The following is a 25,891-nucleotide window of genomic DNA, read 5'->3' as shown; positions in this document are numbered from 1 at the left end:
TTTTGATTGAGAAAACCAATTTAATAGGAGAGGAGAAACGAAATGAAGCAAAAATCACCAAAACTTCCCCTAACTGACAAGGAGAGGGAACACCTGAGAAAGGGCAAAATCAAACTCTCAGAGATAAAAGAGATGAAGGCAAACGAATTAGCTGCTTTAATTGAAGTTCCAAACGAACGTGCCGGGGAATTAATTGGACTTGCTGTCTTTCAGTCTATTCCGTCAGTGGGCCCAAAGCTTGCCCATAATTTGGCTGTAGATTTTGGCTTCTCTGCTTTAGCGGATATAAAGAACAGGAAAGGAGAAGAGCTTGTTCATGAACTTGAGAAAAAATACGGTGTATGGATGGATCCTTGTGTAGAAGACGTCATGAGATGTGCTGTCTATCATGCAAATCATCCAGGCAGTGATAAAAACTGGTGGGATTTTACCGGGGAGCGTAAGAAATACCGTGAAACATTCGGGTATCCTGATGACCGGCCCGTTAAGGCATGGCACGAGTAAAGAGCCTATTTTAATACTGAATCAACAAGAGTTTCAGCATTAAAAAAATCCTCCATTTTAATAGAACAGACAAAAAAAGAGCGGCAGGGAACGTATAGTATAGAAAGACAATTTATTTCTGACTTAATGGAAACGATTTGTCATGAACATTACATAGTTTTAACGCACTACAATTTAAGGAGGATGCAGCCATGATCTACGAAATTGAAATCGGCACAGAAAAAGGAAAGTTATCTTTAATCACTCTCGGATTAGAGAAAGAAGACGTCATTAACAGTCTGCAGACAGACCGCTTTTTTATAGGCTACACGCATACAGGCCTTACATTCGGATTAAATGCCAATGAAATCATGTCATTTGATATTCAAAAAAGAGAAACGGTCTCAAGCATGCTTGCAGCAGCTCTTACAGAGGAATTCGGCGGGGAAACAGCTGAAAAGTTTCCTTTTTTGTCTGCTGCATTATTAGAAACTGTTTAAACTTATAATAAATACCGCAGATAAATTTCGGGCGAACTATATACATAAAGAATCGAAGCGAGCTCCGCGCTTCTTGTGAAAAGGGAAGGGTTGAAAGTGGATATGAGTGAGAATCTTTGGACTAGAAAGTATACAGTACTGGATAAAACGCGGGAACAATTAATCAAGGACCTGGAAATTCAGGCAGCTTATTATCCTTATTTAGATGCTGCAAAACAGCGTGTTCAAGATACAGGGAAATATGGACCGGTGCATGATGCAGCAGACCGCTTCCTTCATTATTTAGAGGAAGAATATAAGTCTATAGAAAATGCAAGCAACTAAATATTCAAGCTGAAGGCGTTTCTATAAAGAAACGTTTTTTTATGAAAAAAAGCTCAAAACAAAACGCTGTCTATGTATACAGAACATAAACAGCGTCTTATCTTGAATCAAACATATTCACTTTTTTGTTCTTTCCTTTCTTACTAATAACCATTCGTTGCTGTGAATCAATTGATTGCTTTCAATTAATGTCTTGCACGGATTCGATCAGTTTATTCTTTTGCTTTGATTACCCGCATACCCACATGCTGCGAAAATAGTTTTCACGGGCTATTTTCATCTGCATCATGATCTTAGCATGCTTCGCTCACCGTCGTCATTGGAATCATCCCCTTAGTCAGATTCATGTTTCCCCGCATATCCACACACCTCAAAATCAGTTTTCACGGGCTGATTTTATACTGGATGTGATTCTGATATGCTTCGCTTACCGTCGTCATTGGAATCACGCCTTCCTATGAGTGAGTAAATTCATCTTAACAAAATCTTTACAATAATTAAAGATTCAGAATAATCTGTATAAAGTCAAATAAAGCGTTTACAACTTGTAAATCTCTCAAATTCTCTGTTTTTCTTAGTTTCTCATTGAATTTCATTTTTTTATTTTTCTGCTGTGCTTAAATATTCTTTGCTAATACGGACAAGGGTTGATAAAATTAATTTAAAATTCAGAAAAAATGGAGGTTTTCCATGCCGACAGAAGCTGAAGTACGTCCTTTTACAGAAAGTGATATTGGAAAAACAGCTTTATCTGAAAGCTTTAAAATTGATCTTCGCGCCTATACAGAGGAAGAAAAAGGCGAGCTTTTTGCAACAAATCTGGTTCAGGACTGGTCGATGCTGACGTGGAAGGATGTTGGAAAACCTTACGAAGTCAAAACATTTGCAAAAGATCGAAAGGACTGGGAAAAAGAAAATCAAAAGTCCATGCCTGTTCATACATCATGGCAGTATTTTAATAAATCCTTCCATGAATGGTTTGTTAAAGATGACCAGAAGAAATGAATGCATTTAATGATGAACTAAAGAAAAATTTTGCTGCATTCCGTCCGGCTGAGGTTAAAGAAGTTCTAGGCAAATCAATGAAGCTCAGGCTTTGGAATTATATTCACCGCACTGAAGATGGCATCTGGGATCCGCGGGGGAAAAGAGCACTGTTTGAGGGGCTGCATGTTTCAAAACCAAGAATTCTATTTTTAGGTGCTGCCGAAGGCAATGAAGCGATGCAGCTTGCTGCCATGTATCCAGGCGGTGAAATTGTCATGGTGGACTATGATCCTTTTTGCCGAGACGGCCGGTTTGCCGAATTTCCTGAGCATTACCCTTTTTTAGGTGAAAAACCTGTGACTGGCGCACCCAAAGTGTGGTATAAGAACGATTTTAACATCACTTACCTTGTCGAAGATATTCGAAATCTTCCATTTGGAAAAGAGTTTGACATCGTCATAAGCGTTGGCATGATTGAACATTTTCCTGATGACCAAAAACCTGAGTCCATTGATTGGCACAGAAAGTTTTTAAAAGATGGGGGATATGCGATCTTAACTACCCCGAGGGCTCAGTTGAAATCCAAATTATATTATCAGATCATGGCTGATGTCATGAATCATACGTACAGGGAATTAATGACGATTCAGCAAATGGGAATGTACATTTATGAAAATGGTTTCGATATTTTAAGGCACGGTTTTATTAAAGTTCATAACGGAATTATTGCCAGAACTCGTTAAAAAAAGGTGGAAAATAAAATGCTATTCTTTTCTCTATTTGAAAATGACCAGCCAACCATTCTTTCCTAAAGAAGGGAAAGGATGAATTCCAGCCCTGTCTTTAGGATATGGAAAGTAAAATCCTAACTGGATTGAGGCGTCATCAATGAAAAAATCATGGGCAGGAGCGGTCTGTTTATCACTTGCCGCAGGCATATGGGGCCGAATGTATGTGGTCAGCAAATACGTGCTTGAGTACATTCCCCCTTTTACATTAGTCTGGCTGCGTTTCATTATTGCGTTGGCAGTTTTATTCACTCTGCTGAAGCATTCTCAAAAAGGCATAAAGCCTAAGTATACAAAACAGGATTATCTTCTCTTTGCATGGATCGGATTCATTGGCTATTTCGTTTCCATACTATGTCAGTTCATCGGCACAAAATTGTCTGATGCTCATACTGGAGCACTGCTCACATCGGCCACACCTGCATTTGTGGTTCTGTTTGCAGGTGTTATTCTTAAGGAAAAGATTACGCCAAGAAAACTGATCTCTGTTCTTTTGGCGACAATTGGGGTCATCACAGTCATTGGGTACAAGCAAAACATGGAATACAGCGGGAGCAGGTTCCCTATTCTTCTTTTTCCAGCCATTGACGGGGGCATTTTTAGGATGGCTGCTTTTGAACGAAGAACTGAGTCCGTCTTTTTTTCTGGGAGGAGCTTGTATAATTGCCGGTGTTATTCTTGTTTCAGTGAAAAACCGGGAGACTGATTGAAAAATAAGTGGAATACTTTGAAAAGGCTGTGACATCAGCCTTTTTTTAGTGACCATTTTAAAGCCGCATCTCAGAAATGTATTTATTCTGAAAATAAGGTGTGACCTTTTCTTTTGCAGCACCCATCTATAAAATAAGAAATGAGTTGTAAATCTGCCTTAAGGTGTGATTCTTATTTTCTTTCTTTTTGCCGCAGTAGGCCTTCTGATTGGCATTTTATCCGGATTTTTCGGTGTCGGCGGCGGTTTTATATTAACCCCTGTCTTGCTGCTGATGAATACAGAGCCAATTACTGCAATAACGATCAGTTTATTATATACAATCGGAACATCGGTTTCGGGGATGATTGCTCATCTAAAAATGAAAAACCTGAGATTGAAAGAAGCTATAATTATAGGTCTAAGCGGAGTGGCAGCAACTCAGGCAGCCAATCCTTTTGTCTATTACTTGAATAATAATGGATATGATGAAACCGTTATTCCCGTCACTTATATTCTCCTTTTGAGTTATTTTGCCTGGAGCTTGCTGTTCAGAAAGAAAAAGAAGAGCATCGGGGTAAAACCAATTAAAAAATGGGCGATAGTCCTTTTAGTACTTACGGGAGCAATTGGTGGATTTATCTCAACTATGCTTGGTGTCGGCGGAGGGTTTATCATCGTGCCGCTCTTAATTTCGTTATCCGGTTTTCATCCTAAAGACGCAATCGGTACAAGTCTTCTCAGTGTATTATTTATTGTCAGCAGTGGCTTTATCACTTATTTCATAAAATCTCCCATAGATTTATCGATAGGCGCTTTTTTGATAGCGGGAGGCCTTGCAGGTGCTCAGGCCGGTGCTTATATGACAGCCAAATACGAACATGCAGAGATGAAATTGCTTCTTGGCATGCTGTATTGTTTCACAGCAATGAGCGTAGGCATGAAATTGATTGGCTTTGAAGTTTTGGGCATGATTATTCTGTTTTTATTTTTAGGTTTACTTTACATTAAAATGGCAGCGTCCTTTATAACCCGACGAAATAAAATCCGTTCCTATTGAGCGGCTTTTTTTATATAAAAGCCAAACCGAGAACGTCCTTATTTCGCCTTAACTGCGAAATAAGGACATTCTCGGTTTTCTAATCAAACCTTTTCCCCACCACAACCCCATCAACAGCTAGTCTTTTTACATTTTTATAATCATATTTATTGTGTATGCCCCAAATATAGAGAGTCAGTTTCGCCCGTTTGGCCTGCTGATAAAAATAATAATTCAGGCATCGTTTGTGCATTGTGATAAAATCAATTTTTGCTCCCAGCTCATTTAGCTGATGATAGGGGATAGGAGAAGAGATAACAAGTCCTTTTTTGATTTGGGGCAGGAATGCATTAAGAAGCATAATGCTCTTAAGCTCAGTTGATTGAATCGAGAGCATAGAAAACTCATGAGGAGAGTAAGCGTTCAATATTTTATCTGTAAGGACTTTTTCGATGCCAGGATAAATAGAGGGGCGTTTTAAATCAATGAGCAGATGATAGCGACCTTTATATTTCATAAAAACTTCATCTAACGTAGGAATTTTTTCGCCTGCGAACGATTCGTCATACCATTCACCGACATCGAGAGTTTTCAGCTCCTTCAATGTCAGATCTGAAATTTTTTTATCAAGGCCTGCGGTTCTTTTAAGGGTAATGTCGTGAATGACAACCAAATGTTTGTCCTTGCTCATTTGAACATCAAGCTCAATCATATTGAATCCTTCACGGGCGGCAGAATTAAACGAAGACATCGTATTTTCAGGAGCGAGAGAGGATAGTCCGCGGTGTGCAATAAAAAGCTCTTCATCAAAGGATGGCGAATCAGCCGCCAGAAAATAATGAGCAAGGAAGGAAAGCAAAAATACAATGACCACCAGATATTTCAGTTAAATCATCCTTTCTGACTGAATCAGAGTCTTATGTCCTATAATATGCCATTGATGGACAAAGCGTTTATGTGAATGTTTCTCCTGAGTTTTGAAAAAATAAAAGGGTGACAAATTTTCGGGAAGGAGGAACAAGTATGGCACATAAACATCAAAATAGTGCAGAGCAGAAAGCGAAAAAACAGCCTGCAAAGCATCAGGAAGAGTTTTCAAACGAGATCGCTCATAAAGCAAAGCCGGCTCCTGGGCACAAAGAGCAAAAAAAACATAAAAAAATATAAAGATGGCAGCGGGGGAGGAGTTTCAATGAAAAAAATACCTCTTTTTCTTTCTCTTTTTATCTTTCTAGCTGTACTTTATCAAATGGAAGGCATTCAGCAGATGGATAATGCAGTTGTAAAAGGTGCAGAGGATTTTCGGACTGAGCCTTTAAATTTCTTTTTTCTCGCAGTCAGTGATATTGGGTCAATCAAAGTGGAATTTCCCATTATGATCTTCGCATCTATTGTTCTTTTGTTTTTTAGAAAGTTTATGCCTGTCATATTTTTGTGGGGAACTTTTTATTCCATTCGCTTTATCAATGATGAGCTAAAGGATTTTTTTCATAGGGAAAGACCGTCCTTTGATGCAGTTATCCATGCAGCGCATTACAGTTTTCCAAGCGGACATGCAATGAATTCAACTGCTTTTTATGGATTTCTTTGTTATTTGGTGATTTCGTTCACTTCATCAAAGCAAAGAAGCAGAACATGGTGGATCGGAATCACAGTTATTTTGATAGGCTTAATCGGCATGAGCAGAATCTATCTGGGCGTGCATTACTTAGTAGATGTTCTGGCCGGATTTTCAGCTGGTATGGTCTGGCTGCTCATCCTAATAAAAGTATACGAAATGATAAAATCGACAAAACTAGACTATCTTAGATGAAGGAAATTTGCCTTTTCCCCTCTAATACATAATGTATCGAATTGAAGGGGGAATCGTAAAATGGGTTTGATTCTTTTTACGGTAAAAAAGAGGTGCCAGAATTACGACATCACCATCTTCCAAACACCTAAATTTGGTGAAGAAAAAGGCTATGAACAAGTATACCGTCTGAATATAAAGGCTTCAGGACATAACGAAGCTCTTCAACATGTTTTTTGTATGTTTAACGTTTCTGACCGAGTGCCGGATGATTATGAGGCAAGGTTTATATCAACTGGAGATATTCTTTTAATTGACGAAGTAAAACGTGGACAAACATACTACAAGCTGTTATCTGGCGGCTGGACAAAGATTAACAGGGTTCATGTCAGATAAAGAAAGGCAGCGATCTAACATCGCTGCCTTTCTAATTTTATAAGTTATGACCAGGCCCATTTTTTCGTTTGGCTGAAGTTTCTTCTTTGCCGTGAGCATTTTCTTCTGCTTCAATAGCTTCAGGCGGTATATGGTTATTCTTTTTTTGCCCATTGATGCGATTACGGTGTTTTTTGCCCAAAAGTAACCCCTCCTTGTCCTCTATATTTTTTACAAACTGATCAGTTTTCACTACAGTAAATAATTTTCATGTATAAGATGCTGGTTAAATCGGAAAATGTAGAAGGAGAAAAGATTTTGAGTGCTGATTATGGTATATTGAAAAAGCACCTTTTTATACATATAACTGGAGGTATGAAAGATGAGTGTTCACATTGGAGCAAAACCAAACGAAATTGCAGAATCCATTCTTTTGCCTGGAGATCCGCTTAGAGCTAAATATATAGCAGAAACGTTTTTAGAAGATGCAGTATGCTATAACGAAGTACGCGGGATGCTTGGATTTACTGGAACGTATAAAGGCCATCGCATCTCTGTACAGGGTACAGGCATGGGTGTTCCATCAATTGCGATTTATGTAAATGAGCTTATGCAAAGCTATAATGTTCAAAAATTAATCCGTGTTGGAACGTGCGGTGCCATTCAGAAGGACGTTAAAGTAAGAGACGTCATTCTGGCGATGAGTGCGTCCACCGATTCACAAATGAACAGAATGACTTTCGGCGGAGTCGATTACGCGCCAACTGCTGATTTTGAATTGCTGAAGTACGCATATGATGCCGGAACTGAAAAAGGTTTAAAACTGAAAGTCGGAAACGTCTTTACTGCAGATATGTTCTACAATGACAACTCCGAGCTTGAGAAATGGGCGAAATACGGTGTTCTGGCAATTGAAATGGAATCAGCAGCACTCTATACGCTTGCAGCTAAATTCGGCCGTCAGGCATTATCCGTGCTGACAGTAAGCGACCACATCTTAACAGGCGAAGAAACAACATCTGAAGAGCGTCAAACGACGTTTAATGAAATGATGGAAATTGCATTAGAGGCAGCAATTAAATAAAAAAGGAAAAACACACGAAAATTTTTTCGTGTGTTTTCCCTTTTTTCGACAAGATCTGCCACAATTGACAGATATAGTTTTTCTCATTTTAGGCGATAGTGATAAAATGAAAGTATGAAAGACATACAGGCAGGTAGGGTGAACTAATTTTGAACGTAAAAAAAGCAAAAGTAATGACTATTATTCCCATGACGCTTTTACTTTCGGCATGCACCGGAATTCAACTGTCAAAGGATCTTAATCCATTTAAAGAAGGCCAATCTGAAACCCAGCAGGAAAAACAGGAAAAGCCAAAAGAAGAAACCGCTCAGTTCCAATTAGAAGAGCAATTTTTCAACAAGATTCAAGAAGTCAATGGAAAGCCGACGATTACAAATCCCGAGAATCGAATGGTGCTCGTGAATAAGGAATATTCTCTTCCTTCTGCATATGAGCCCGCTGACCTTGTTGCTCCTAAGGTGGCGTTCTCATTTGGAGATACAGATGTACCGCAGCGTTACATTCGTAAAGAAGCAGCTATTGCCCTTGAAAAAATGTTTGCACAGGCAACAAAAGAAGGTATTGAGCTATTTGCAGTATCCGGATACAGGTCGTATGAACGTCAAACCGGCATTTTAAATGTTGAGAAAGCACGTAAAGGCGATGAAGTGGCACTTGAAACAGTTGCTCTTCCAGGTCAAAGCGAGCATCAGACCGGCCTTGCAATGGATATTACAAGCAGAAGTGCCGGTATGGATATAACCGAGAAATTCGGAGATACGCCAGAAGGAAAATGGGTTAAGGAGAATGCCCATAAATTCGGCTTTATTATCCGCTATCAAAAAGGAAAAGAAGATATTACACAGTTTGCATATGAGCCATGGCATTTGCGCTATGTAGGAGTAAATGAAGCAGCGGAAATCTATGAAAACGATCTGACGCTTGAAGAATTTTTTGATAAAGTGAAGAAAATGTAATGAGTCATCCTGATCTTGATCTGTTGAATCACGACCTGGATGTCATCTTCATCGGGTTTAATCCGAGTTTGTATTCAGCTGAAGTCATGCATCATTATGCAAGTAAAAGCAATCGTTTTTGGAGAATTCTTTCTCATGCAGGAATAACGGACAGGCTTTATTTGCCTAGTGAAGATTTCAAGCTTCTTGAAAGAGGATTTGGTTTTACTAATATCGTCCACAGACCAACGAAGACTGCTGCGGAAATAACAGCTGAAGAGTATCGTGAAGGCAAAAAAGTGCTATTGAATAAGCTGATGTTCTATCAGCCGAAAATAGCCTGCTTCGTCGGTAAAGGTGTTTATTTATCCTATAGCGGAAAACAGAAAGCAGAATGGGGTCTGCAGCCCGATTCAGTTGCTCAAGGCGTTATGGAATTCACTGCTCCTTCTTCAAGCGGACTGGTGAGAATGAAGCAGAATGAGATTGTTGATATCTATAAAAGTTTAGCTAATTTGATCAAAGAAAAGCAGTCTCTCATTTAATAATGAAAAGACTGCTTTTTTAGTTCTTTCAATTTCTTACCAGAACAGCAAACCGCCTAAAATTACGCCTGTTACAAACGCTAAGCCGATTCCATAAGGGCGACCATAGCCATAGCCGCCATAGCCACCGTAGAATCCCATGCCGAAACCGCCGCGCCCGCGTCCTCCTAAGGGCTGAATATAAACCTTGTGCCGTGTAACATTTGTAATTCTGCCAACATGCTGATTTCCAAATCGATCACTGATGCGGACAACTTTACCATGGTACTGACAGCAAAGGTGATAATAATTTTGTGACAATTTTTTTTCCTCCCTTCTACCTGCTCTTCATAAACTATGAAAAATAAGGGAGAAGGGTTTGTACGTCTACCCCGATATGCTTTATTTCACACATCTGAAAATGCGAAATTCAACTGCGAGATGATAGGCTTCACGGAGTTTTTCGTGCTCAGCAAGCATGTCAAAATAAACGGGCTCAAGATTTTCTGACATATCAAACTCTGTTGTCGGTTCATCTTTTTCTATTATAAAGTCATCTTCTGTGCGGACTTCAATTTTTTGAAAGCCTGCTGATTTTATTGCGGACTTCCACTCCTCTTCATTAAATAGATGGTGAAATCCATAAAATGACTGTATTTTTTCCTTTAGTTTGCGGTCAGTCTGATCTGCACCTGTCACTTCAATCGCGAGAAGAACACCGTTATCTTTCATTACCCGGTTCAGTTCTCTCAATGACTGAATAGAATCTGTGAAGCTCAAAACAGACTCGCAAAAAATGAAATCAAATTGTTTTTCTTTAAATGGAAGGTTCTCGACTGATCCTTGTACAAGGCATTTATCTTCTTTTAATCTGTTTTTTGCTTTTAGAAGCATAATGGGGTCAATATCTAAACCGGTCACATTATAATTCAGCGATTTTAGAAACTGTAAGGTTTGGCCGGTTCCGCAGCCAGCGTCAAGAATGGCTGCTGATTCAGGAATCATTTCAAGTTCGATAATCTCCTTTGTCAGCATGAAGCCGCCTGGATGGGCGCCCCCAACTCCAAGTTGTGCAAGTAAATCAAGATAGCCAGGCATTTGCATGAACTCCTTTCAAACTAAATTATGCGGATTTCCATCTTCCTGTGAAGTTGATTCTCCAATTTGTCCGAAAACATTAAATGAAAATTGAATTTTAAAACACTGGAATGGTTTCAGCTTTATAGTAAATACTGTGTGAAGGACCTGGGATTCGCTGTGTTTTAGATACAGAAAATGATAAAGGTCATAAGGTTGTGGGTAATGAAATAAATTTATCGACGTCAAGCTCTGGCGCCTGTACTTTTGTTCTTGACGATTTTGTTTTCGTTACTCATAATGATTACATAATGAGGGTGGTGTTAATTTGTTTAAAAATAACAATGTGAAATTTCTGTTTGCAATCCTTTTAACTGCCATCATTAGCGCAGGTATTACGTTTGCGGTCGTTCAGAAAGACAGCGGCCTGAGTCAGGCCCAGGGGAAAAGCGATGACCCCTTTGAAAAGCTTTATTCTACATACGACACGCTTAAAGGCGAATTTTATCAGGATACAAATCAGGAAAAACTTGTAGACGGAGCAATTAAAGGAATGCTTCAATCTTTGGATGATCCGTATTCAACTTATATGGATCAGGAGGAAGCAAAGGGTTTCAATGAGAATATTTCATCATCTTTTGAAGGAATTGGTGCTGAGGTTCAAGAATCTGACGGGAAAATTATGATTGTTTCTCCTATTAAAGGTTCACCCGCTGAAAAAGCCGGCCTTAAGCCAAAAGACAAAATTCTGAAAGTCGATGACAAAAGCGTTGAAGGAATGACAGTCAACGAAGCTGTTATGCTGATCCGTGGTGAAAAAGGCTCAAAGGTTCAGCTCGTTATTGAACGTGACGGTGTAGGTGAGCTCGATTTTAATCTGACAAGAGATACCATCCCTATAGAAACCGTTTATACAGAGGTTGAAAGCGGAATTGGCAAGGTTCAGATTACAAAGTTTTCAGAAACGACCGGAAAAGAACTGGCTGATGCATTAAACGATCTGAATGATCAGGAAGTAAAGGGACTTGTGCTTGATTTAAGACAAAATCCAGGCGGTCTGCTTGATCAGGCGATTGCAATGAGTGATATTTTCGTTCCTAAAGGGAAAACCATCATGCAAATCGAAAACAAAGATGGTTCAAAAGAAGTTCAAAAATCCCAAAATGATTCTGCCGTGAATGTTCCAGTTGTCGTTGTTGTAGATAATGGAACCGCGAGTGCTGCAGAAATTATGGCCGGTGCTTTGAATCAATCTGCAGGTATTCCAATTGTCGGAGAAAAAACGTTTGGGAAAGGGACGATCCAAACAGCCAAAAGCTTTGAAGACGGATCCTCGATTAAATACACGATCGCGAAATGGCTTACGCCTGACGGATCATGGATTCATAAAAAAGGAATCGAACCGCAGCATAAAGTTTCTCTGCCGGCATACGCAAATCTTCCATATTTAAATCCAGATAAAGAATTAAAGCAGGGAGATTCATCTGCTGAAGTGAAAGTAGCTCAGCAAATGCTTGAGGCATTAGGCTACAAAAATATAAAAACAAACGGATTTTATGAAGAAACAACAAAAAATGCTGTCACAGAATTTCAAGCAAAGAACAGCCTGAAATCTACTGGAACTATCAGTGGAGAAACCACGATTAAAATGCTTGAAACGCTGCAGGCACAGCTGAAAGAAAATGATACGCAGATGGAAGAAGCTATCAAAGTATTAAAGGAACAAATGTAGAGAAAAAGGATTTAAAAGCGCAGGCTTCATTGTCTGCGCTTTTTTCCATAATAAGGAGTTTTTTCTATAATAGGAAGGGTAAAGTAATAATGGAAAAACAACCGGTTATGAGTTGACTTTCAAATTGGAACAACCTATAATTAATTTGAATTCGAGATATATGGATTGAAGATAGTCATTCTCGAAAATAACGTACATTACACGAGGAGAGATCGGAATGTCAAATGTGAAATTAGCTGTCATTTACTACAGTTCTACAGGTACGAACCACAAGCTTGCGGCTTGGGCTGAAGCTGGAGCAAAAGAAGCTGGCGCCGAGGTAAAAGTGCTTAAAGTTCCTGAGCTTGCACCGCAATCAGCGATTGATTCTAATCCTGCTTGGAAAGCGCACCTTGAAGCGACAAAAGATGTTCCTGAAGTTACATTAAATGACCTGGAATGGGCAGATGCCATCATTTTCAGTGTCCCGACTCGATTTGGTAATGTTCCTGCTCAAATGAAGCAATTTCTTGATACAACCGGCGGACTCTGGTTTCAAGGAAAGCTTGCCAATAAAGTAGTCAGTGCCATGGCTTCTGCAAGCAATCCCCACGGCGGTCAGGAAGCAACAATCTTAAGCTTATACACAACGATGTATCACTGGGGGGCAATTGTAGCCGCACCGGGCTATACGGATCAGTCTCTATTTGAAGCAGGCGGAAATCCGTACGGTACCTCTGTTACAGCCGATCAGAACGGAAATTTAAAAGAAAATGTTGAAGCAGCCGTGAAGCATCAGGCTAAAAGAACTGTTACAGTTGCAGAATCCATTAAAAAAGGAATGCAATAACACGAAAAAAACGTTAATGAAAATAAAAAAAGGGTTTGGCTTACATGCCAAACCTTTTGATTTCAAAACAGGAGCGATTAACCATGAAACACATTTTTGAAAAAGGCAAAAACCGCAATCGAACATTACTGCTGCTGCATGGAACAGGAGGGGATGAAAATGATCTCATTCCGCTCGCTAAACATATCGATGCAGATGCCAATATTTTAAGTGTCAGAGGAAACGTTCTCGAACATGGAATGCCCCGCTTCTTCAAAAGATTGGCAGAGGGCGTATTTGATGAAGAGGACCTGATTTTCCGAACAGGTGAATTACATGACTTTTTAATAGAAGCAGCTGAAAAGTATTCATTTAACCGTTCAGAACTTGTTGCAGTCGGCTATTCGAATGGAGCCAATATTGCAGGAAGCTTGCTATTCCATTATGAAAACTCTTTGAAGGCGGCTATTCTTCATCATCCAATGGTACCGAGGAGAAATATTGAAATCCCACCATTAAGCGGAACACCGATTTTCATTGGTGCAGGCATGAATGATCCAATCTGCCTGCCTCAGGAAACGCGTGATCTCGCAGACATCCTGAAAGCAGCCAATGGGGAAGTAGTCATCCACTGGGAAAACCATGGTCATCAGCTGACGTCATCTGAGGTTGAGGCTGCAGCTGCTTGGTATGATTTAAATTTAAGATAAGGTATGCATCAGAAAGGAGTGCCGGCTTGAAGTGACCCCTAAAAGTTAGACACAAGATTTCGTTAAGCTACTTGTTGGGCAGGAGTCCGGTATTGTACCGGGCTCTTGCCTTTTAATTTTGTCTTAATTCGTTTGTGGTTATAGTAATGGATGTATTTCCTTAGTTCTTCTTTGAAATGTTCCACATTTTTGAAGTCTTGGTAATTAAGGAATTCTGATTTTAGAATGCCAAAGAAATTTTCAATGACCGCATTGTCATAACAGTTCCCTTTACGAGACATGCTTTGTATGATGTCCTTTTTCTTCAAAGCCAGACGGTATTTCTTCATTTGATAGTGCCATCGGGGGCAGTTCAGCTGGGCACTCCTTTTTGATGTACCTGATTATGCAGTTCCGTTTCGTGGTTTTTGGCTCCACCGCCAGAACAGATCCGCCATAAGAGTCAAACCCGGACATTTATGTATTTCGGGGCTAAACGGTCGGTTCCGCTATTCTAGCCCGCTGGCCTGACACGCCATTTGCTTTGTTACTTGCTAAGAAAAAAGGATAGTCAGCGATTTCATCTTCCTAAACACGCTTGCTACAGGGGTTTAGGTATTCATGGCGGACGGTTGTTTCCCTGAAAAAGCCTGCTACAGGGTTTTGGATACTCATAGAGAGCGTATGATTCCCCATAACAGTCTCAATCCTGGTTTGGATACTCATAGAGAGCGTATGATTTCCCTTAACAGGCTCAATCCTGGTTTTGGATACTCATAGAGAGCGTATGATTCCTCTTTACAGGCTCAATCCTTGATTTGGATACACATAGAGAGCGTATGATTCCCCTTTACAGGCTCAATCCTGAATTTGGATACTCATAGAGAGCGTATGATTCCTCTATACAGGCTCAATCCTTGATTTGGATACTCATAGAGAGCGTATGATTCCCTTTAACAGGCACAATCCTGGTTTTGGATACTCAAAGAGAGCGTATGATTCCCCATAACAGGCACAATCCTTGATTTGGATACTCAAAGAGAGCGTATGATTCCCCATAACAGGCACAATCCTTGATTTGGATACTCAAAGAGAGCGTATGATTCCCCATAACAGGCACAATCCTGGTTTTGGGTACTCATAGAGAGCGTATGATTCCCCATAACAGGCACAATCCTGGTTTTGGATACTCAAAGAGAGCATATGATTCCCCATAACAGGCACAATCCTGGATTTGGATACAGAGAGAGCGTATGATTCCCCATAACAGTCTCAATCCTTGATTTGGATACTCATAGAGAGCATATGATTCCCCATAACAAGCACAATCCTTGATTTGGATACACATAGAGAGCGTATGATTCCCCATAACAGTCTCAATCCTTGATTTGGATACACATAGAGAGCGTATGATTCCCCATAACAGGCACAATCCTGAATTTGGATACTCAAAGAGAGCGTATGATTCCCCATAACAGTCTCAATCCTGGTTTTGGATACTCAAAGAGAGCGTATGATTCCCCATAACAGTCTCAATCCTGGATTCGGATACTCATAGAGAGCGTATGATTCCTCTTTACAGTCTCAATCCTGGATTTGGATACACATAGAGAGCGTATGATTCCCCTTAACTAATAGCAGGCGCTTTTGCGGTACAAAAGGGAAGATGACCTCTTCGAGCACTTTTTCAAGTCCACATTACATGTTTTATCATGCTGCTAAAGCTCCTTTGGTCTATTTACCCAACGTTAATTTCCTGCCAAAAAATAAAATAAAAACCGGCAAAGAATTTCCTTTGCCGGTCTGCTAATTATAAAAATGTGCTCAATTCATCGATGCTGATGCGTGAGCTTTGGTGTGCAGGTTTAGCTGCTTTTCCGATAGAGATGAGCATAACTGGTACATAGCGGTCTTCAATTTTAAATGTTTCAGACAGCTGCTGAGCATTAAAGCCGCCGATTGCGCATGTATCAAAACCTTTAGCTTTTGCAGCAAGCATTAGCTGCATAGCTGCAAGTGAGGCATTACTGAAAGCGGCATCGCGGGCGTAAATCGGATTTTGATAAGCGCCATTGATTTGGCCTGTAAGTGTTTCTTTAATTTCTTCTTTCATAAAACCTGCTACTACAAGCGGATTATAAACTTGATCTGTGTTCTTATTTGCTTCAAGATCGCCCAAAATGGCTACTACTGCAGAGGCTTCAGTAATTTGGCTTTGGTTATAAGCAATAGGAAGAAGTCTTTCTTTAGACACATTACTATGGAAAACCATGAAGTTCCAGTGCTGAAGGTTCCATGCAGATGGAGCCTTTCCAGTAATCTCAAGAATTTCTCTGAGTTCATCTTTGCTGATTTTTGCAGATGGATCATATTTGCGCACAGAGCTGCGTTCAGACATAATAGACAAGATACTTTCTGTTGTAGATGTTGACATGTGAAAAACCTCCAATGTTGAATATCGTTTACAAATAAGTTATAATATACAAAAAGTTACAGACTAACTTTTCGTAAGTTAAGTGTTTGACTTTTGCTATCATAAAATGATTAAGAATATATGTCAAGAAAAAAGACGGTAAAGGAGATTCAGGATGGAATCTAATTTATGTCCCAAAATGGAAAAAGCATTCGGATTTTTAGGAAAAAGATGGACAGGTTTAATCATCCATGTCTTGTTAGACGGACCTAAACGATTTAAGGATTTAACAGATACCATTCCTAGTATTAGCCAAAAAATGCTTGTGGAACGATTGAAAGAATTGGAATCGGCGGGCATTGTACAGCGGGTTGTAATTCCTGATACACCAGTAAAGGTCACATATCAGCTCACAGAAATGGGCCACTCTTTAGAAAAAGTAATGAAAGAAGTGAAAGAATGGGCAGATCGCTATTGCTTTGAGGAGGGGAAAAAGGAATGAACCGAACAGTCATCATCACAGGCGGTGCCAACGGGATAGGGGAAGAACTAGTTAAACAGTATGCTGCTAAAGGCGACAAGGTTATTTTTGCTGATATTGATGCAAGAAAGGGTAAAAGCATTAAAAGTAATTATGAAAACTCTTATTTCGTTCAAACGGATGTAAGAAATGTTCAGGAAATCAAACAGTTTATTCAAGAAGCAGAACGTACAACCGGAAGGATTGATATCTTAATTAATAACGCGGGAGTATCCAGATTTAAATCCCCATTTGAGCTGACTTTGGAGGATTGGGACGATGTTATGAACACGAATTTAAGAAGCACGTTCTTCTGTTCAAAAGAGGCAGCGAAAGTGATGAGGAAGAATTCTGCCGGCGGTTTTATTGTAAATATCGCTTCTACACGGGCATCGATGTCAGAACCGGGTTCAGAGGCTTATGCCGCTACAAAAGGCGGAATTGTTGCGCTGACTCATGCGCTTGCCGCTTCCTTTAGTGAAGAGCGGATTAAAGTGAACAGCATTTCACCTGGTTGGATTGAAACAAAGGATTACGAGAACCTGAGACAGATCGATCATGATCAGCATCTTTCAAAACGGGTAGGCACGCCTGCTGATATTGCCAAGGCCTGTTTTTATTTAACAGATCCTGAAAACGACTTTGTAACAGGATCAAATATTGTCGTAGATGGCGGGATGACAAGAAAAATGATATATGAACATTAAGACTGCCTGCCCATAGGCAGTCTTTTTTTGTAACTTTTACCATTATGCTCGGGTATGTCAAACAGTTTGCCGGACTTTGTCTGCTGGGTGAAATCAGGAGAAAAAGAAAATGAATTGGAATATAAGAATATTTTCGATGGTGAAGAAAATTCTCTAACTGATTTTGATTATGATTATTTGGTATATTCTGTATCTGAAATCTTCATAATTTCGTTTGAAATCATATAACCGGGGTAAAGAACGAATAAATAACCTTGAAAGGAATGAGTTGAAATGCCTTGGACAAAACAAGATTACCCAAATTCAATGAAAAACCTTCCTGATGAAACCCTTGAAAAAGCAATTGAGATCGGAAATGCCTTGCTTGATGATGGATACGAAGAGGGGCGGGCCATTCCGATTGCCGTTTCACAGGCAGAAAAATGGGCAGACAATGACACGGATAAAGATGAATATCTCCTGTTGTCAGATGAAGATGGATGGATGCTAAAAAAAGAGGGAAATAAACGTGCAAGTTATCGATTTGAGACAAAACAGGAGGCTCTTACAAAGGGAAGAGAGCTTGTGAAGAAAAATAATTCCACGCTGGTTGTCCATCTGAAAGACAGCTCAATTGAAAGCAAAATAAATAAATAGAGGAATGCTTTTTCATTAAATTCATTTTTCTCAAGATATTCGCCCACTCCAAAACCTTTTAGGTGAATACCCTTATAAGGTAAGTGACTTATGGAGGAGGGGAATGCATGTACCCGCACTATGTAGCACGAGGCTACCGCAGCGCAGGAAATAGAGGACCTTTCTTTTTCGGATTTGGAGCACCGTTTGTAGGAGGCTTATTGGGTGGATTTCTTGGAAGTGCCCTTTTTAACTATCCAAGACCTTATTATTATCCGCCGCCACCGCCGGCTCCATTTTATGGATGCTGCCCAGGACCTGGACCAGGCGGTTATCCTGGTTATCCTGGTTATCCGGGAGGACCATATAAAGGAGGTCCGTATTAAAAAGAACAATATAAAAAGCATAATAGAAATGGATCAGAGCATGCTCTCTGGTCCATTGTTTTTTGATAAATCGTTTATTTTGATACTAAATTTAAAAATAGATGAATTATGGAAACAGGCAGATAAAATTCCAAAATCGGTTTATTTACTACAGAATTCAGCACATACGCAGCCAAAATTCCACACAGTCTGTTAATCTTGAGTTATTTCAATCTCGGATATTTGCAGGTCCTCATTTTTATGAAGCTTTATTTCAAGAATTCCATTCCGGTAAGATGCTTTTGTACCTTTACGCTTAACTAGGGAAGGAAGGACGAGTTTTTTCTGTTCACCCATTGAAGGGAAGTTCAAAATGAAAAGCTGATTGCTGCTGTGCTGTATTCGAAGATTTTCAAGCTGTTCTTCTGAAGCCTGCACTTTGACGAAGATGTGGTCGTTCGTTTCAAATAGCTCTGTACTGCCTTGATTTGCAGGAGTATGTTTGTTGTTATACGCCATATTTCCTGCCATATTGCCCTGAAAAGGGAACTGCTGGGGAAAGCCCTCGCCGAAAACATTTCCCATGACATTTTGAATATAGTCTTCAACATTTTTAGGATTCATATTTTTAAAAGCATCAGGCATTTGCCCGGATTGATTAAATGGAAAGTTTTTTTTCCAGGGAAACATGATGTTCACGCCCTTTTTTGCAGTTATAATTCACTATATGTATAAGGATGGGTCTTGGTTAAGTTTTTTTTCTTGTAGAAGACCTTGTATCGGGATTATAATGAGCATGGAGTTTTGAAAAGGAAGGTGCTGTAAAATGGAGCAAAGAAATTCAGATACATATCGCACAGGCCTGATGCACACAGCACTAGCCTATTTTTTATGGGGTATCCTTCCGGTTTATTGGAAGCTGATCGATCATGTCGGGGCTGAAGAAATCCTGGCACACCGAGTGTTTTGGTCATTTCTTTTTATGATGAGCCTGATACAGATTAATAAACAGTGGGCTCAGCTGCTGGAAGTTTGCAATAGAATGCTGAAAAAACCTCTGCTCCTGGTTTCACTTATCCTGTCATCAGTTCTGATCAGCATTAACTGGTTCCTTTACATATGGGCCGTTAATAATGATCATATCCTGGAAACGAGCTTAGGGTATTATATTAATCCTTTAATCAGCGTTCTCCTTGGTATGGTGTTTTTAAAAGAACGGCTCAATAGATGGCAATATGCTTCATTCATCCTTGCTGCGGCGGGTGTTCTTTTCATGACGATGCAATATGGTAAGTTTCCATTTGTAGCGATCATACTTGCATTGAGCTTTGGTTTTTACGGTTTAACCAAAAAAGTGACCAAATTAAATGCTTCAATTGGACTTACACTGGAGACAATGATGGTCACGCCTGTTGCCCTGATTTATTTAGCAACGATTGCAAATAAAGGAGAGTCTGCTTTTTTTGAATGGAGTTTAGGAACGAATGCATTCTTAATTGGAGCGGGAATCGTAACGGCGGTTCCATTGCTGCTGTTTGCAAAAGGGGCACAGCATATTCCTTTATTTATGGTTGGAATTCTGCAATATATCGCACCAACCATCACTCTCTTACTTGGAGTTTTAATTTATAATGAATCGTTTACGAGTACAGAAATCATTACGTTTTCCTTAATTTGGAGTGCACTTGTGCTCTTTTCCTTTTCACACGTTAGAGGATTAAAGGAAAATGTATGGAAGCTGAAAAAAAAGAAAACGATGGAAATGTAAAACAGCCTGCCTTGTGCAAGGCTTTTTTCTTTCATTGAAATGATTTTTCAGTATACAATAAGAGAGTCAGGAAAGGGATGATGACAGGAGATGACGGAGAACCGCAAGCTTTTAGAGGTATACCGGAAGCTTTGGTCAAATCGGCAGCTTGAGGTCAGCGGTGATGACATGCAGACACTTCTCGGCGCCATTAAAATTGAACTGCAGGATGAAATGACGCATCCGCGCCTGCGGAAAAATACAGAGCAGAAGTTTTTTTCAGCAGTCAAACGGATTTCATTGGCAAGGCTCGGCAATCAGGAAAAGATGACCTTGATTGACCTGCATATAAAAGCGTATGAAGAAATCAACAATCTACATAAAAAGGAGCAGAAAGATGGTCCCCATTACGAAAGATGATATTCAGAAACATTTAGACGTTCTGGTGAAGAAGGAAGTTTATGTTCACCTGGAAACGACGACAGGCGCTTATTCTGCCCACATGAATGAAAATAATATGACAGTTGTGGCTTTTATCAGAAATGCAAAAGTTTCCTTTAACCAGGCAAAGATCACCGGACAGGGTCCATTCCGTGTCGGACTCAAAATAGATCACGGGTGGATTTATGCAGAAGGCCTTACAGACTGGGTGTACAATGAAAAGAATCAGCTGCTGATGGCAGGGCATGACCGCGAAGGAAAGCTTGCCATTGCGCTTCAAATCAGCGAGACTCCGTTTGCAGAGTAGAAAGGGAGAATGAAAATGAGAGAGCATGTATTAGTTGTTCTGCCTCACCCGGATGACGAGTCATTTGGAGTTGGGGGTTTAATGTCATTAAAACGTAAAGAAGGAATTCCTGTTACCTACGCCTGCGCAACACTTGGCCAGATGGGAAGAAACATGGGAAATCCTTTGTTTGCAAACCGGGAGATCCTGCCTGAAATCCGTAAAAAAGAACTAAGAGATGCATGTGATGCACTTGATGTTCAGGATTTAAGAATGCTGGGTCTGCGTGACAAAACTCTTGAATTTGAAGACATCGACCGTTTTGCAGATATTATTGAAGAAATCATTCAAGATGTGAAGCCTACCCTTGTTGTCACGTTTTATCCTGAACATGGCGTTCATCCTGATCATGACGCTACAGGTGCTGCAACCATTCGTGCATTAAGCAGAATGCCGCATGAAGACCGCCCTGAGACTTACTGTGTTGCCATCACAAAAAACCGGGTAGAGGCGCTTGGCGAGCATGATGTCACAATTGATATCTCAAGCGTAGCCGAAATGAAATTAAATGCATTGCGCGCTCATCGAAGCCAGACAGAAGGTATGCTAAAGCAAATGGAAGAAAAGTTCAAAAACAAAGAACCAGAAGTCATGCATTGGGTGGAGCAGGAGATTTTCTGGACTTATCATTGGAATGACTGATAAACGAGAACTGTTACGATCAAAAAAACGAGTGAGAAGTCACTCGTTTTTTTGTGCCGGAAATACGCTATATAAAAATGATCTCTTATATTAGAGATCATCTCAGAGTGTAGACAAACCCTATTTTCTAATATCATATTGTTGAAATAGGGTTTTTTCTTTCGTTTTATTCGTATATTTAGATGTCTTTTTGTAAAAAGACCACAATATCTTGTGCCTGACTTTTGGTATAAAAATAGCTGTCGACTTTGTCGACAGCCTGAAATGATCTCTTATATTAGAGATCATCTTTCTTAATATTATAGGTTGATCCCTTTTGTTTTTCACTAAGCGTATAAACCTTATTTTGAATAAACCACAGTCTTGCAGACAAAGCTAGTGCAGCAGCGGCAAGGCCTGCTATCAAGCCAATCCAGTACCCGAAAGCCATGAAAGACGTATTGTTTGCGAGCAAATATCCCGTTGGAAGTCCTATGACCCAGTAAGAAACAAGCGCCATCACCAGGGTGACATTTACATCTTTATAGCCGCGCAGCGCTCCTTGAATAGGGGCGGCAATTGCATCTGAGAGCTGAAAGAAAATCGCATAGATCAAAAAATGTGCTGAAAGCTTTATGACAATGCCTTCATTCGTATAGATCGCTGCAATTTCACTTCTTAAGAAATAAATAATCGCTGCGGTAATAAGCGACAGGATAACAGCCATGACAATCCCTAAATAACTGTATTGCTTTGCATCCCTGTATCGTTTCGCGCCAACTTCAAATCCGACGACAATCGTAAGCGCCATTGAAATGCTGAGCGGAAGCATATACAGAAGAGAGGCAAAGTTGATAGCGATTTGATGGGAGGCAATCGTGACCGTGTCGTAATTGCTCATTAATAAGGTAACGGCTGCAAAAATACTAGTTTCAAAGAATATTGCGATTCCTATAGGGATTCCGATTTTTAATAGACTTAGCCAGGCTTTTGCAGAAGCGCTGTACAATTTCTTGAAAATACCATAGTCAACAAAAGGCTGCTTTTTCACAATGACAAAAGCGGAAATCAGAAAAATACACCAGTATGTAATGGTTGAAGCAACACCAGATCCTACTCCGCCGAGAGCAGGAAAACCGAACTTCCCAAAAATAAATAAATAATTAAATACAATATTGATGGGCAGAGATAATAATGTGATGAACATTGATACTCTCGTAAACCCAAGAGCATCAATAAAGCAGCGCAAAACATTATATGCAAAGAGAGGCAAAATTCCAAAAGCCAAAGCAACAAGATAAAATTTAGCCGTCTCTCTGACATGATCCTCCAGTGTCATTGAATTTAATATTGGATCAATGACAAAAATACCGATAACTCCCACTATAATTGACAGCAATACAGACAGGTACAAGCCTTGAATAACTGTAAAAGGGATTTTTTCCTTCTGCTTTGCACCAACATACTGTGAAACAATCGGAGTTACTGCAAGCAGGATACCGCTTAGTCCGGTATAGACAGGCACCCAGATACTTGATCCAATTGCAACACCTGCAAGATCTCCGGGGCTTACTTTTCCTGACATGGTCGTATCAAAGAAATTCATTGAATAAAGAGAGAGCTGTGTTATTAAAATCGGCAATAGGATGAGAGAAAATTGCTTGCCTTTCTCCGAAAGTGTAAAGGTTTGTTTCATGTTAAATATCCTCGTTTTCGTAGAGTAACGAAAGAATTATAACATGAAAAATGGATCGCGTGACTATTTCGACTTCTCCTCAAGCTCTTTTTTCTCAGGCTTAAACATTTGATAATAAAAATAACTTAAAATCATCACACCTAATCCTGAAAAAAGGTATTGAAAAATTTTAACTGCCGTCATGAATCAAACCTCCGTAACGCAGCTGGATTTAAGCTGCTATTTTAAAACTTAGCGAAAGTATGAAAATGCTGCGCTTTGATATCCAGCTCCAGCGCGTAACACCTCAGTCAGAACAGCTCCGACAAAAAAGTTTTCCATCAGAACCTTATTTACCTTTCCGTGCTGACCAAGGAAATTCCGCTTTTCTAGTAGTATGAACTTCAAATGGAAAATTATTGCATGGAATGCGGAGATTTTTCAAACAATAAAAAAAGCGATGTTAAACGGGGAGAGGAGCTGAACGTTTTGAAAAAAGAAATAATTGATCCCATTAATAAATACATTTATGACCAGCTGGGAAACATCATCAATGAATCTCAGCAGCTTATGAATTCTCTTCATAAGAAAGACCACTGTCTGCTTTGTGAGCTTGAAGATCTGCATACGATTTTTCAGCAGCTGCAGTCGCAGGCATCATCCTTTTACTTGCAGACTTATTTAACAGAGTACACTCCGCATTACGCATTACTCTCAAAAGTCATTCAGCATCTGTCTGCTCATAAACACGGAGGTTTGATAGTGATAGAGAGAAAAGACAGCATTGTCCCTTTTCTTCAAAACGGTGTGCCGATTGATGCTTATTTATCTGCGTCATTGCTTGAAAGTATTTTTTATCCAGGGAATCCTCTGCATGATGGAGCAGTGCTTGTTTCTGGTACAAAAATCATTTCTGCAGCAAACGTACTTCCGCTTTCTACTAAAACCGCAGATGCCAAGATTGGTACGAGGCACCGGGCTGCCCTTGGCATAACAGAATCAACAGATGCAATAGCGCTAGTTGTATCAGAAGAAACAGGGAAGATGTCATTTGCCATAAATGGGGGGCTGTACCCGTTCAGCTCTGAATAAATGCTTCTCATAATAAAAATTATCATTTATAATGTAGTTTTTACTTTATGAGCTATGCCTTCATTATTTGCTTCAGCCATCAGCATGATAAGACAGCGCTCTTCTATTTATGAGGAGGAAGAAGAAATGCAAGACAAGAAAAACCTACTTTCGTTTTTAAACTCGTTTTTCCGTTTAGATGAACGGCAAACAACGGTGAAAACGGAATTTATTGCGGCCCTGACAACTTTTATGACGGTTAGCTACATCATCCTTGTTAACCCGATTATCTTATCTGAAGCCGGTATGCCAAAGGAAGCAGCACTCGCCGGTACAATCTTAGCTATTGTCATTACGACTCTATTAATGGGGTTATGGGCAAACCTGCCGATTGTCATCGGACCCGGAATGGGGTTAAATGCCTTTTTTACATATACTGTCGTCCTTGGCCAGGGATTATCTTGGGAAACGGCTCTTGGGGCTGTATTTATCTCAGGTTTTGTCTTCTTTCTATTATCTGTTTCAGGAGTCAGTTCAAAAGTTGTCTCTGCAATTCCTAAAACATTGAAAGCTTCCATTACTGCAGGAATCGGATTATTTGTAGCATTTATCGGCCTTAAAAACGGAGGCATCATTGTTCCCGATGAAGCAACCTATGTTGCACTCGGAAACATTGCAGATCAGGGAACATGGCTTGCGCTTTCAGGATTGATCCTTGCAGCGGTGCTTGTATCCAGAAATATTAGAGGCGGATTGATTTTAAGCATCTTTGTCATTACGGCATTGTCCATGCTGATCGGTCACTCGCCTGTGCCAAAATCTGCAGGGGATATCCTTTCCTTTGACTGGCCATCGGTTGAATTAACGTTTATGAAGCTTGATATTATGGCTGCGATCGGATATGGTATTTTCTCAGTCATCTTTTCATTTACGATCGTAGAATTATTCGATACATTGGCTACCTTGATCGGATTAACAAAAAAAGCGAATCTGAATGATGAAAATGGCGAAACACCTAATATGAAACGCGCATTGACGACCGGAGCGATCGGCACAATGATCAGTGCGGTGTTTGGAAGCACAGCCATGAATACCTATATTGAAAATGCAACCGGAATTGCAGAAGGAGGAAGAACTGGCTTAAAAGCAGTATTTGCTGCTCTGCTGTTTTTGCTGACTCTTTTATTTACACCTCTGATTCAATTCATCCCAAACGCTGCGACAGGTCCAGTTTTAATTATTATTGGAGCCTTTATGATGACAGAACTGAAGGAAATTCATTTTGATGATTTGACCGAATTGATCCCGGCATTTTTAACCCTCATTATGATGCCATTAACGTTCAGTATTGCAGAAGGTGTAGCATTCGGTTTTATCTCATACACATTATTAAAGGTTTTTACCGGCAGAACAAAAGAACTTCACTGGATGATGTATATCATTACTGCAGCCTTTTTAATAAATTTCTATACAATGATTTAGCGGTTCCCTTAAGGGGGCTTTTTTTGAATGAAAAAATTTCGCTAGGCGAAATAATAGCAGCGG

The 25,891-nt window shown here is 39.9% G+C and carries 32 protein-coding genes and 2 pseudogenes; 26 read left to right on the top strand and 8 right to left on the bottom strand.

The genetic code is table 11. From position 1 onward, the window contains the following. The first annotated feature begins 42 nt into the window (after window positions 1-42). The 7 genes and pseudogenes from LIT25_14425 (at window position 43) to LIT25_14395 (ending at window position 4,830) form a co-directional block, all read left to right on the top strand. Window positions 43-504 carry a helix-hairpin-helix domain-containing protein gene (locus LIT25_14425; GenBank protein ID USK31848.1) on the top strand — a complete coding sequence of 154 codons (462 nt, stop codon included), beginning with the start codon at window positions 43-45 and terminating at the stop codon, window positions 502-504. Between the two features lie 191 nt (window positions 505-695). After that, window positions 696-983 carry a hypothetical protein gene (locus LIT25_14420; GenBank protein ID USK31847.1) on the top strand — a complete coding sequence of 96 codons (288 nt, stop codon included), beginning with the start codon at window positions 696-698 and terminating at the stop codon, window positions 981-983. Between the two features lie 102 nt (window positions 984-1,085). Then, window positions 1,086-1,307, top strand: coding sequence for a hypothetical protein (locus LIT25_14415; GenBank protein ID USK31846.1), 222 nt, complete (start codon window positions 1,086-1,088; stop codon window positions 1,305-1,307). 690 nt (window positions 1,308-1,997) lie between these two features. Beyond that, window positions 1,998-2,312, top strand: coding sequence for a hypothetical protein (locus LIT25_14410; GenBank protein ID USK31845.1), 315 nt, complete (start codon window positions 1,998-2,000; stop codon window positions 2,310-2,312). Further along, window positions 2,309-3,037: a class I SAM-dependent methyltransferase gene (locus tag LIT25_14405; protein USK31844.1), complete on the top strand. Its 729-nt coding sequence runs from the start codon at window positions 2,309-2,311 to the stop codon at window positions 3,035-3,037. Before LIT25_14410 ends, LIT25_14405 begins: the two co-directional genes overlap by 4 nt. Before the next feature lie 145 nt (window positions 3,038-3,182). Further along, window positions 3,183-3,792: pseudogene (locus LIT25_14400) on the top strand (DMT family transporter). A gap of 165 nt (window positions 3,793-3,957) precedes the next feature. Continuing rightward, window positions 3,958-4,830, top strand: a complete 873-nt coding sequence (locus tag LIT25_14395) for a sulfite exporter TauE/SafE family protein (protein USK31843.1) — start codon at window positions 3,958-3,960, stop codon at window positions 4,828-4,830. 79 nt (window positions 4,831-4,909) lie between these two features. Here LIT25_14395 and LIT25_14390 read toward each other — a convergent pair whose 3' ends face one another. Then, a complete protein-coding gene (locus LIT25_14390) occupies window positions 4,910-5,683 on the bottom strand; it encodes a glycerophosphodiester phosphodiesterase (protein ID USK31842.1) in 774 nt (257 codons plus the stop codon). A 149-nt stretch (window positions 5,684-5,832) separates the two neighbouring features. Between LIT25_14390 and LIT25_14385 the strand changes: the two genes are divergently transcribed. The 3 genes from LIT25_14385 to LIT25_14375 all read left to right on the top strand — a co-directional run bounded on the left by LIT25_14385 (window position 5,833) and on the right by LIT25_14375 (window position 6,997). After that, window positions 5,833-5,976: a hypothetical protein gene (locus LIT25_14385; protein USK31841.1), complete on the top strand. Its 144-nt coding sequence runs from the start codon at window positions 5,833-5,835 to the stop codon at window positions 5,974-5,976. Window positions 5,977-6,001: 25 nt separating this feature from the next. Next, complete coding sequence (locus tag LIT25_14380) at window positions 6,002-6,622, top strand: phosphatase PAP2 family protein (GenBank protein USK31840.1); 621 nt, start codon at window positions 6,002-6,004, stop codon at window positions 6,620-6,622. Window positions 6,623-6,688: 66 nt separating this feature from the next. After that, window positions 6,689-6,997 (top strand): hypothetical protein, encoded by a 309-nt coding sequence (locus tag LIT25_14375; GenBank protein ID USK36284.1) that lies wholly within the window; start codon window positions 6,689-6,691, stop codon window positions 6,995-6,997. A gap of 37 nt (window positions 6,998-7,034) precedes the next feature. On the opposite strand, the gene LIT25_14370 is transcribed toward LIT25_14375, so the two are convergent. After that, window positions 7,035-7,178, bottom strand: a complete 144-nt coding sequence (locus LIT25_14370; GenBank protein ID USK31839.1) for a hypothetical protein — start codon at window positions 7,176-7,178, stop codon at window positions 7,035-7,037. Window positions 7,179-7,358: 180 nt separating this feature from the next. Between LIT25_14370 and deoD the strand changes: the two genes are divergently transcribed. From deoD to LIT25_14355, 3 genes are all read left to right on the top strand, one after another. Then, a complete protein-coding gene (gene deoD, locus LIT25_14365; protein USK31838.1) occupies window positions 7,359-8,060 on the top strand; it encodes a purine-nucleoside phosphorylase in 702 nt (233 codons plus the stop codon). 173 nt (window positions 8,061-8,233) lie between these two features. Beyond that, entirely contained in the window at window positions 8,234-9,016 is a 783-nt protein-coding gene (locus LIT25_14360; GenBank protein ID USK36283.1) for a M15 family metallopeptidase, read from the top strand. Continuing rightward, on the top strand, window positions 9,016-9,540 hold the full coding sequence (locus tag LIT25_14355; GenBank protein ID USK31837.1) for a mismatch-specific DNA-glycosylase: 525 nt from the start codon (window positions 9,016-9,018) through the stop codon (window positions 9,538-9,540). Before LIT25_14360 ends, LIT25_14355 begins: the two co-directional genes overlap by 1 nt. Before the next feature lie 36 nt (window positions 9,541-9,576). Here the strand turns inward: LIT25_14355 and LIT25_14350 are convergent, their stop codons facing one another. Both LIT25_14350 and LIT25_14345 read right to left on the bottom strand, forming a co-directional pair. Beyond that, window positions 9,577-9,840: a hypothetical protein gene (locus LIT25_14350; GenBank protein ID USK31836.1), complete on the bottom strand. Its 264-nt coding sequence runs from the start codon at window positions 9,838-9,840 to the stop codon at window positions 9,577-9,579. A gap of 81 nt (window positions 9,841-9,921) precedes the next feature. Further along, window positions 9,922-10,617 carry a methyltransferase domain-containing protein gene (locus tag LIT25_14345; protein USK31835.1) on the bottom strand — a complete coding sequence of 232 codons (696 nt, stop codon included), beginning with the start codon at window positions 10,615-10,617 and terminating at the stop codon, window positions 9,922-9,924. 307 nt (window positions 10,618-10,924) lie between these two features. Between LIT25_14345 and LIT25_14340 the strand changes: the two genes are divergently transcribed. The 3 genes from LIT25_14340 (at window position 10,925) to LIT25_14330 (ending at window position 13,846) form a co-directional block, all read left to right on the top strand. Beyond that, window positions 10,925-12,328, top strand: coding sequence for a PDZ domain-containing protein (locus LIT25_14340; protein ID USK31834.1), 1,404 nt, complete (start codon window positions 10,925-10,927; stop codon window positions 12,326-12,328). 217 nt (window positions 12,329-12,545) lie between these two features. Continuing rightward, window positions 12,546-13,157, top strand: coding sequence for an NAD(P)H:quinone oxidoreductase (gene wrbA / locus LIT25_14335; protein ID USK31833.1), 612 nt, complete (start codon window positions 12,546-12,548; stop codon window positions 13,155-13,157). Window positions 13,158-13,240: 83 nt separating this feature from the next. Further along, complete coding sequence (locus LIT25_14330; protein ID USK31832.1) at window positions 13,241-13,846, top strand: alpha/beta hydrolase; 606 nt, start codon at window positions 13,241-13,243, stop codon at window positions 13,844-13,846. A gap of 62 nt (window positions 13,847-13,908) precedes the next feature. On the opposite strand, the pseudogene LIT25_14325 reads toward LIT25_14330, so the two are convergent. Together LIT25_14325 and LIT25_14320 are read right to left on the bottom strand one after the other, a co-directional pair. After that, a pseudogene (locus LIT25_14325) lies at window positions 13,909-14,187 on the bottom strand (IS3 family transposase). 1,448 nt (window positions 14,188-15,635) lie between these two features. After that, complete coding sequence (locus LIT25_14320; protein ID USK31831.1) at window positions 15,636-16,259, bottom strand: nitroreductase family protein; 624 nt, start codon at window positions 16,257-16,259, stop codon at window positions 15,636-15,638. A 154-nt stretch (window positions 16,260-16,413) separates the two neighbouring features. On the opposite strand from LIT25_14320, the gene LIT25_14315 reads away from it, so the two are divergent. From LIT25_14315 to LIT25_14300, 4 genes are all read left to right on the top strand, one after another. Beyond that, window positions 16,414-16,740, top strand: a complete 327-nt coding sequence (locus LIT25_14315; protein ID USK31830.1) for a helix-turn-helix transcriptional regulator — start codon at window positions 16,414-16,416, stop codon at window positions 16,738-16,740. Further along, the gene (locus LIT25_14310) at window positions 16,737-17,465 is read left to right on the top strand and encodes an SDR family oxidoreductase (GenBank protein ID USK31829.1); all 729 of its coding nucleotides are present in this window, start codon (window positions 16,737-16,739) and stop codon (window positions 17,463-17,465) included. The genes LIT25_14315 and LIT25_14310 overlap by 4 nt, the downstream gene beginning before the upstream one ends. A 273-nt stretch (window positions 17,466-17,738) precedes the next feature. Continuing rightward, complete coding sequence (locus LIT25_14305; protein ID USK31828.1) at window positions 17,739-18,101, top strand: DUF2188 domain-containing protein; 363 nt, start codon at window positions 17,739-17,741, stop codon at window positions 18,099-18,101. 107 nt (window positions 18,102-18,208) lie between these two features. Next, complete coding sequence (locus tag LIT25_14300; protein ID USK31827.1) at window positions 18,209-18,466, top strand: hypothetical protein; 258 nt, start codon at window positions 18,209-18,211, stop codon at window positions 18,464-18,466. 192 nt (window positions 18,467-18,658) lie between these two features. Here the strand turns inward: LIT25_14300 and LIT25_14295 are convergent, their stop codons facing one another. Further along, complete coding sequence (locus tag LIT25_14295) at window positions 18,659-19,135, bottom strand: Hsp20/alpha crystallin family protein (GenBank protein USK31826.1); 477 nt, start codon at window positions 19,133-19,135, stop codon at window positions 18,659-18,661. Between the two features lie 136 nt (window positions 19,136-19,271). On the opposite strand from LIT25_14295, the gene rarD reads away from it, so the two are divergent. The 4 genes from rarD to bshB2 all read left to right on the top strand — a co-directional run bounded on the left by rarD (window position 19,272) and on the right by bshB2 (window position 21,621). After that, complete coding sequence (rarD, locus tag LIT25_14290; GenBank protein ID USK31825.1) at window positions 19,272-20,213, top strand: EamA family transporter RarD; 942 nt, start codon at window positions 19,272-19,274, stop codon at window positions 20,211-20,213. 90 nt (window positions 20,214-20,303) lie between these two features. After that, on the top strand, window positions 20,304-20,612 hold the full coding sequence (locus LIT25_14285; protein ID USK31824.1) for a hypothetical protein: 309 nt from the start codon (window positions 20,304-20,306) through the stop codon (window positions 20,610-20,612). After that, window positions 20,590-20,940, top strand: coding sequence for a YojF family protein (locus LIT25_14280; protein USK31823.1), 351 nt, complete (start codon window positions 20,590-20,592; stop codon window positions 20,938-20,940). Before LIT25_14285 ends, LIT25_14280 begins: the two co-directional genes overlap by 23 nt. Before the next feature lie 15 nt (window positions 20,941-20,955). Beyond that, window positions 20,956-21,621, top strand: a complete 666-nt coding sequence (gene bshB2 / locus LIT25_14275) for a bacillithiol biosynthesis deacetylase BshB2 (protein USK31822.1) — start codon at window positions 20,956-20,958, stop codon at window positions 21,619-21,621. Window positions 21,622-21,898: 277 nt separating this feature from the next. Here the strand turns inward: bshB2 and LIT25_14270 are convergent, their stop codons facing one another. Then, a complete protein-coding gene (locus tag LIT25_14270; GenBank protein USK31821.1) occupies window positions 21,899-23,296 on the bottom strand; it encodes an MATE family efflux transporter in 1,398 nt (465 codons plus the stop codon). A 468-nt stretch (window positions 23,297-23,764) separates the two neighbouring features. Between LIT25_14270 and cdaS the strand changes: the two genes are divergently transcribed. Then, on the top strand, window positions 23,765-24,367 hold the full coding sequence (cdaS, locus tag LIT25_14265) for a sporulation-specific diadenylate cyclase CdaS (protein ID USK31820.1): 603 nt from the start codon (window positions 23,765-23,767) through the stop codon (window positions 24,365-24,367). 126 nt (window positions 24,368-24,493) lie between these two features. After that, on the top strand, window positions 24,494-25,828 hold the full coding sequence (locus tag LIT25_14260; GenBank protein ID USK31819.1) for an NCS2 family permease: 1,335 nt from the start codon (window positions 24,494-24,496) through the stop codon (window positions 25,826-25,828). Window positions 25,829-25,891 lie beyond the last annotated feature (63 nt).

Origin of the sequence: Bacillus sp. F19 (assembly GCA_023823795.1) — a bacterium.
Lineage (GTDB): Bacteria > Bacillota > Bacilli > Bacillales > Bacillaceae > Bacillus_P.
Note: the sequence above shows the minus strand (reverse complement) of the source record. Positions and strands in the feature narration are given on the sequence as shown.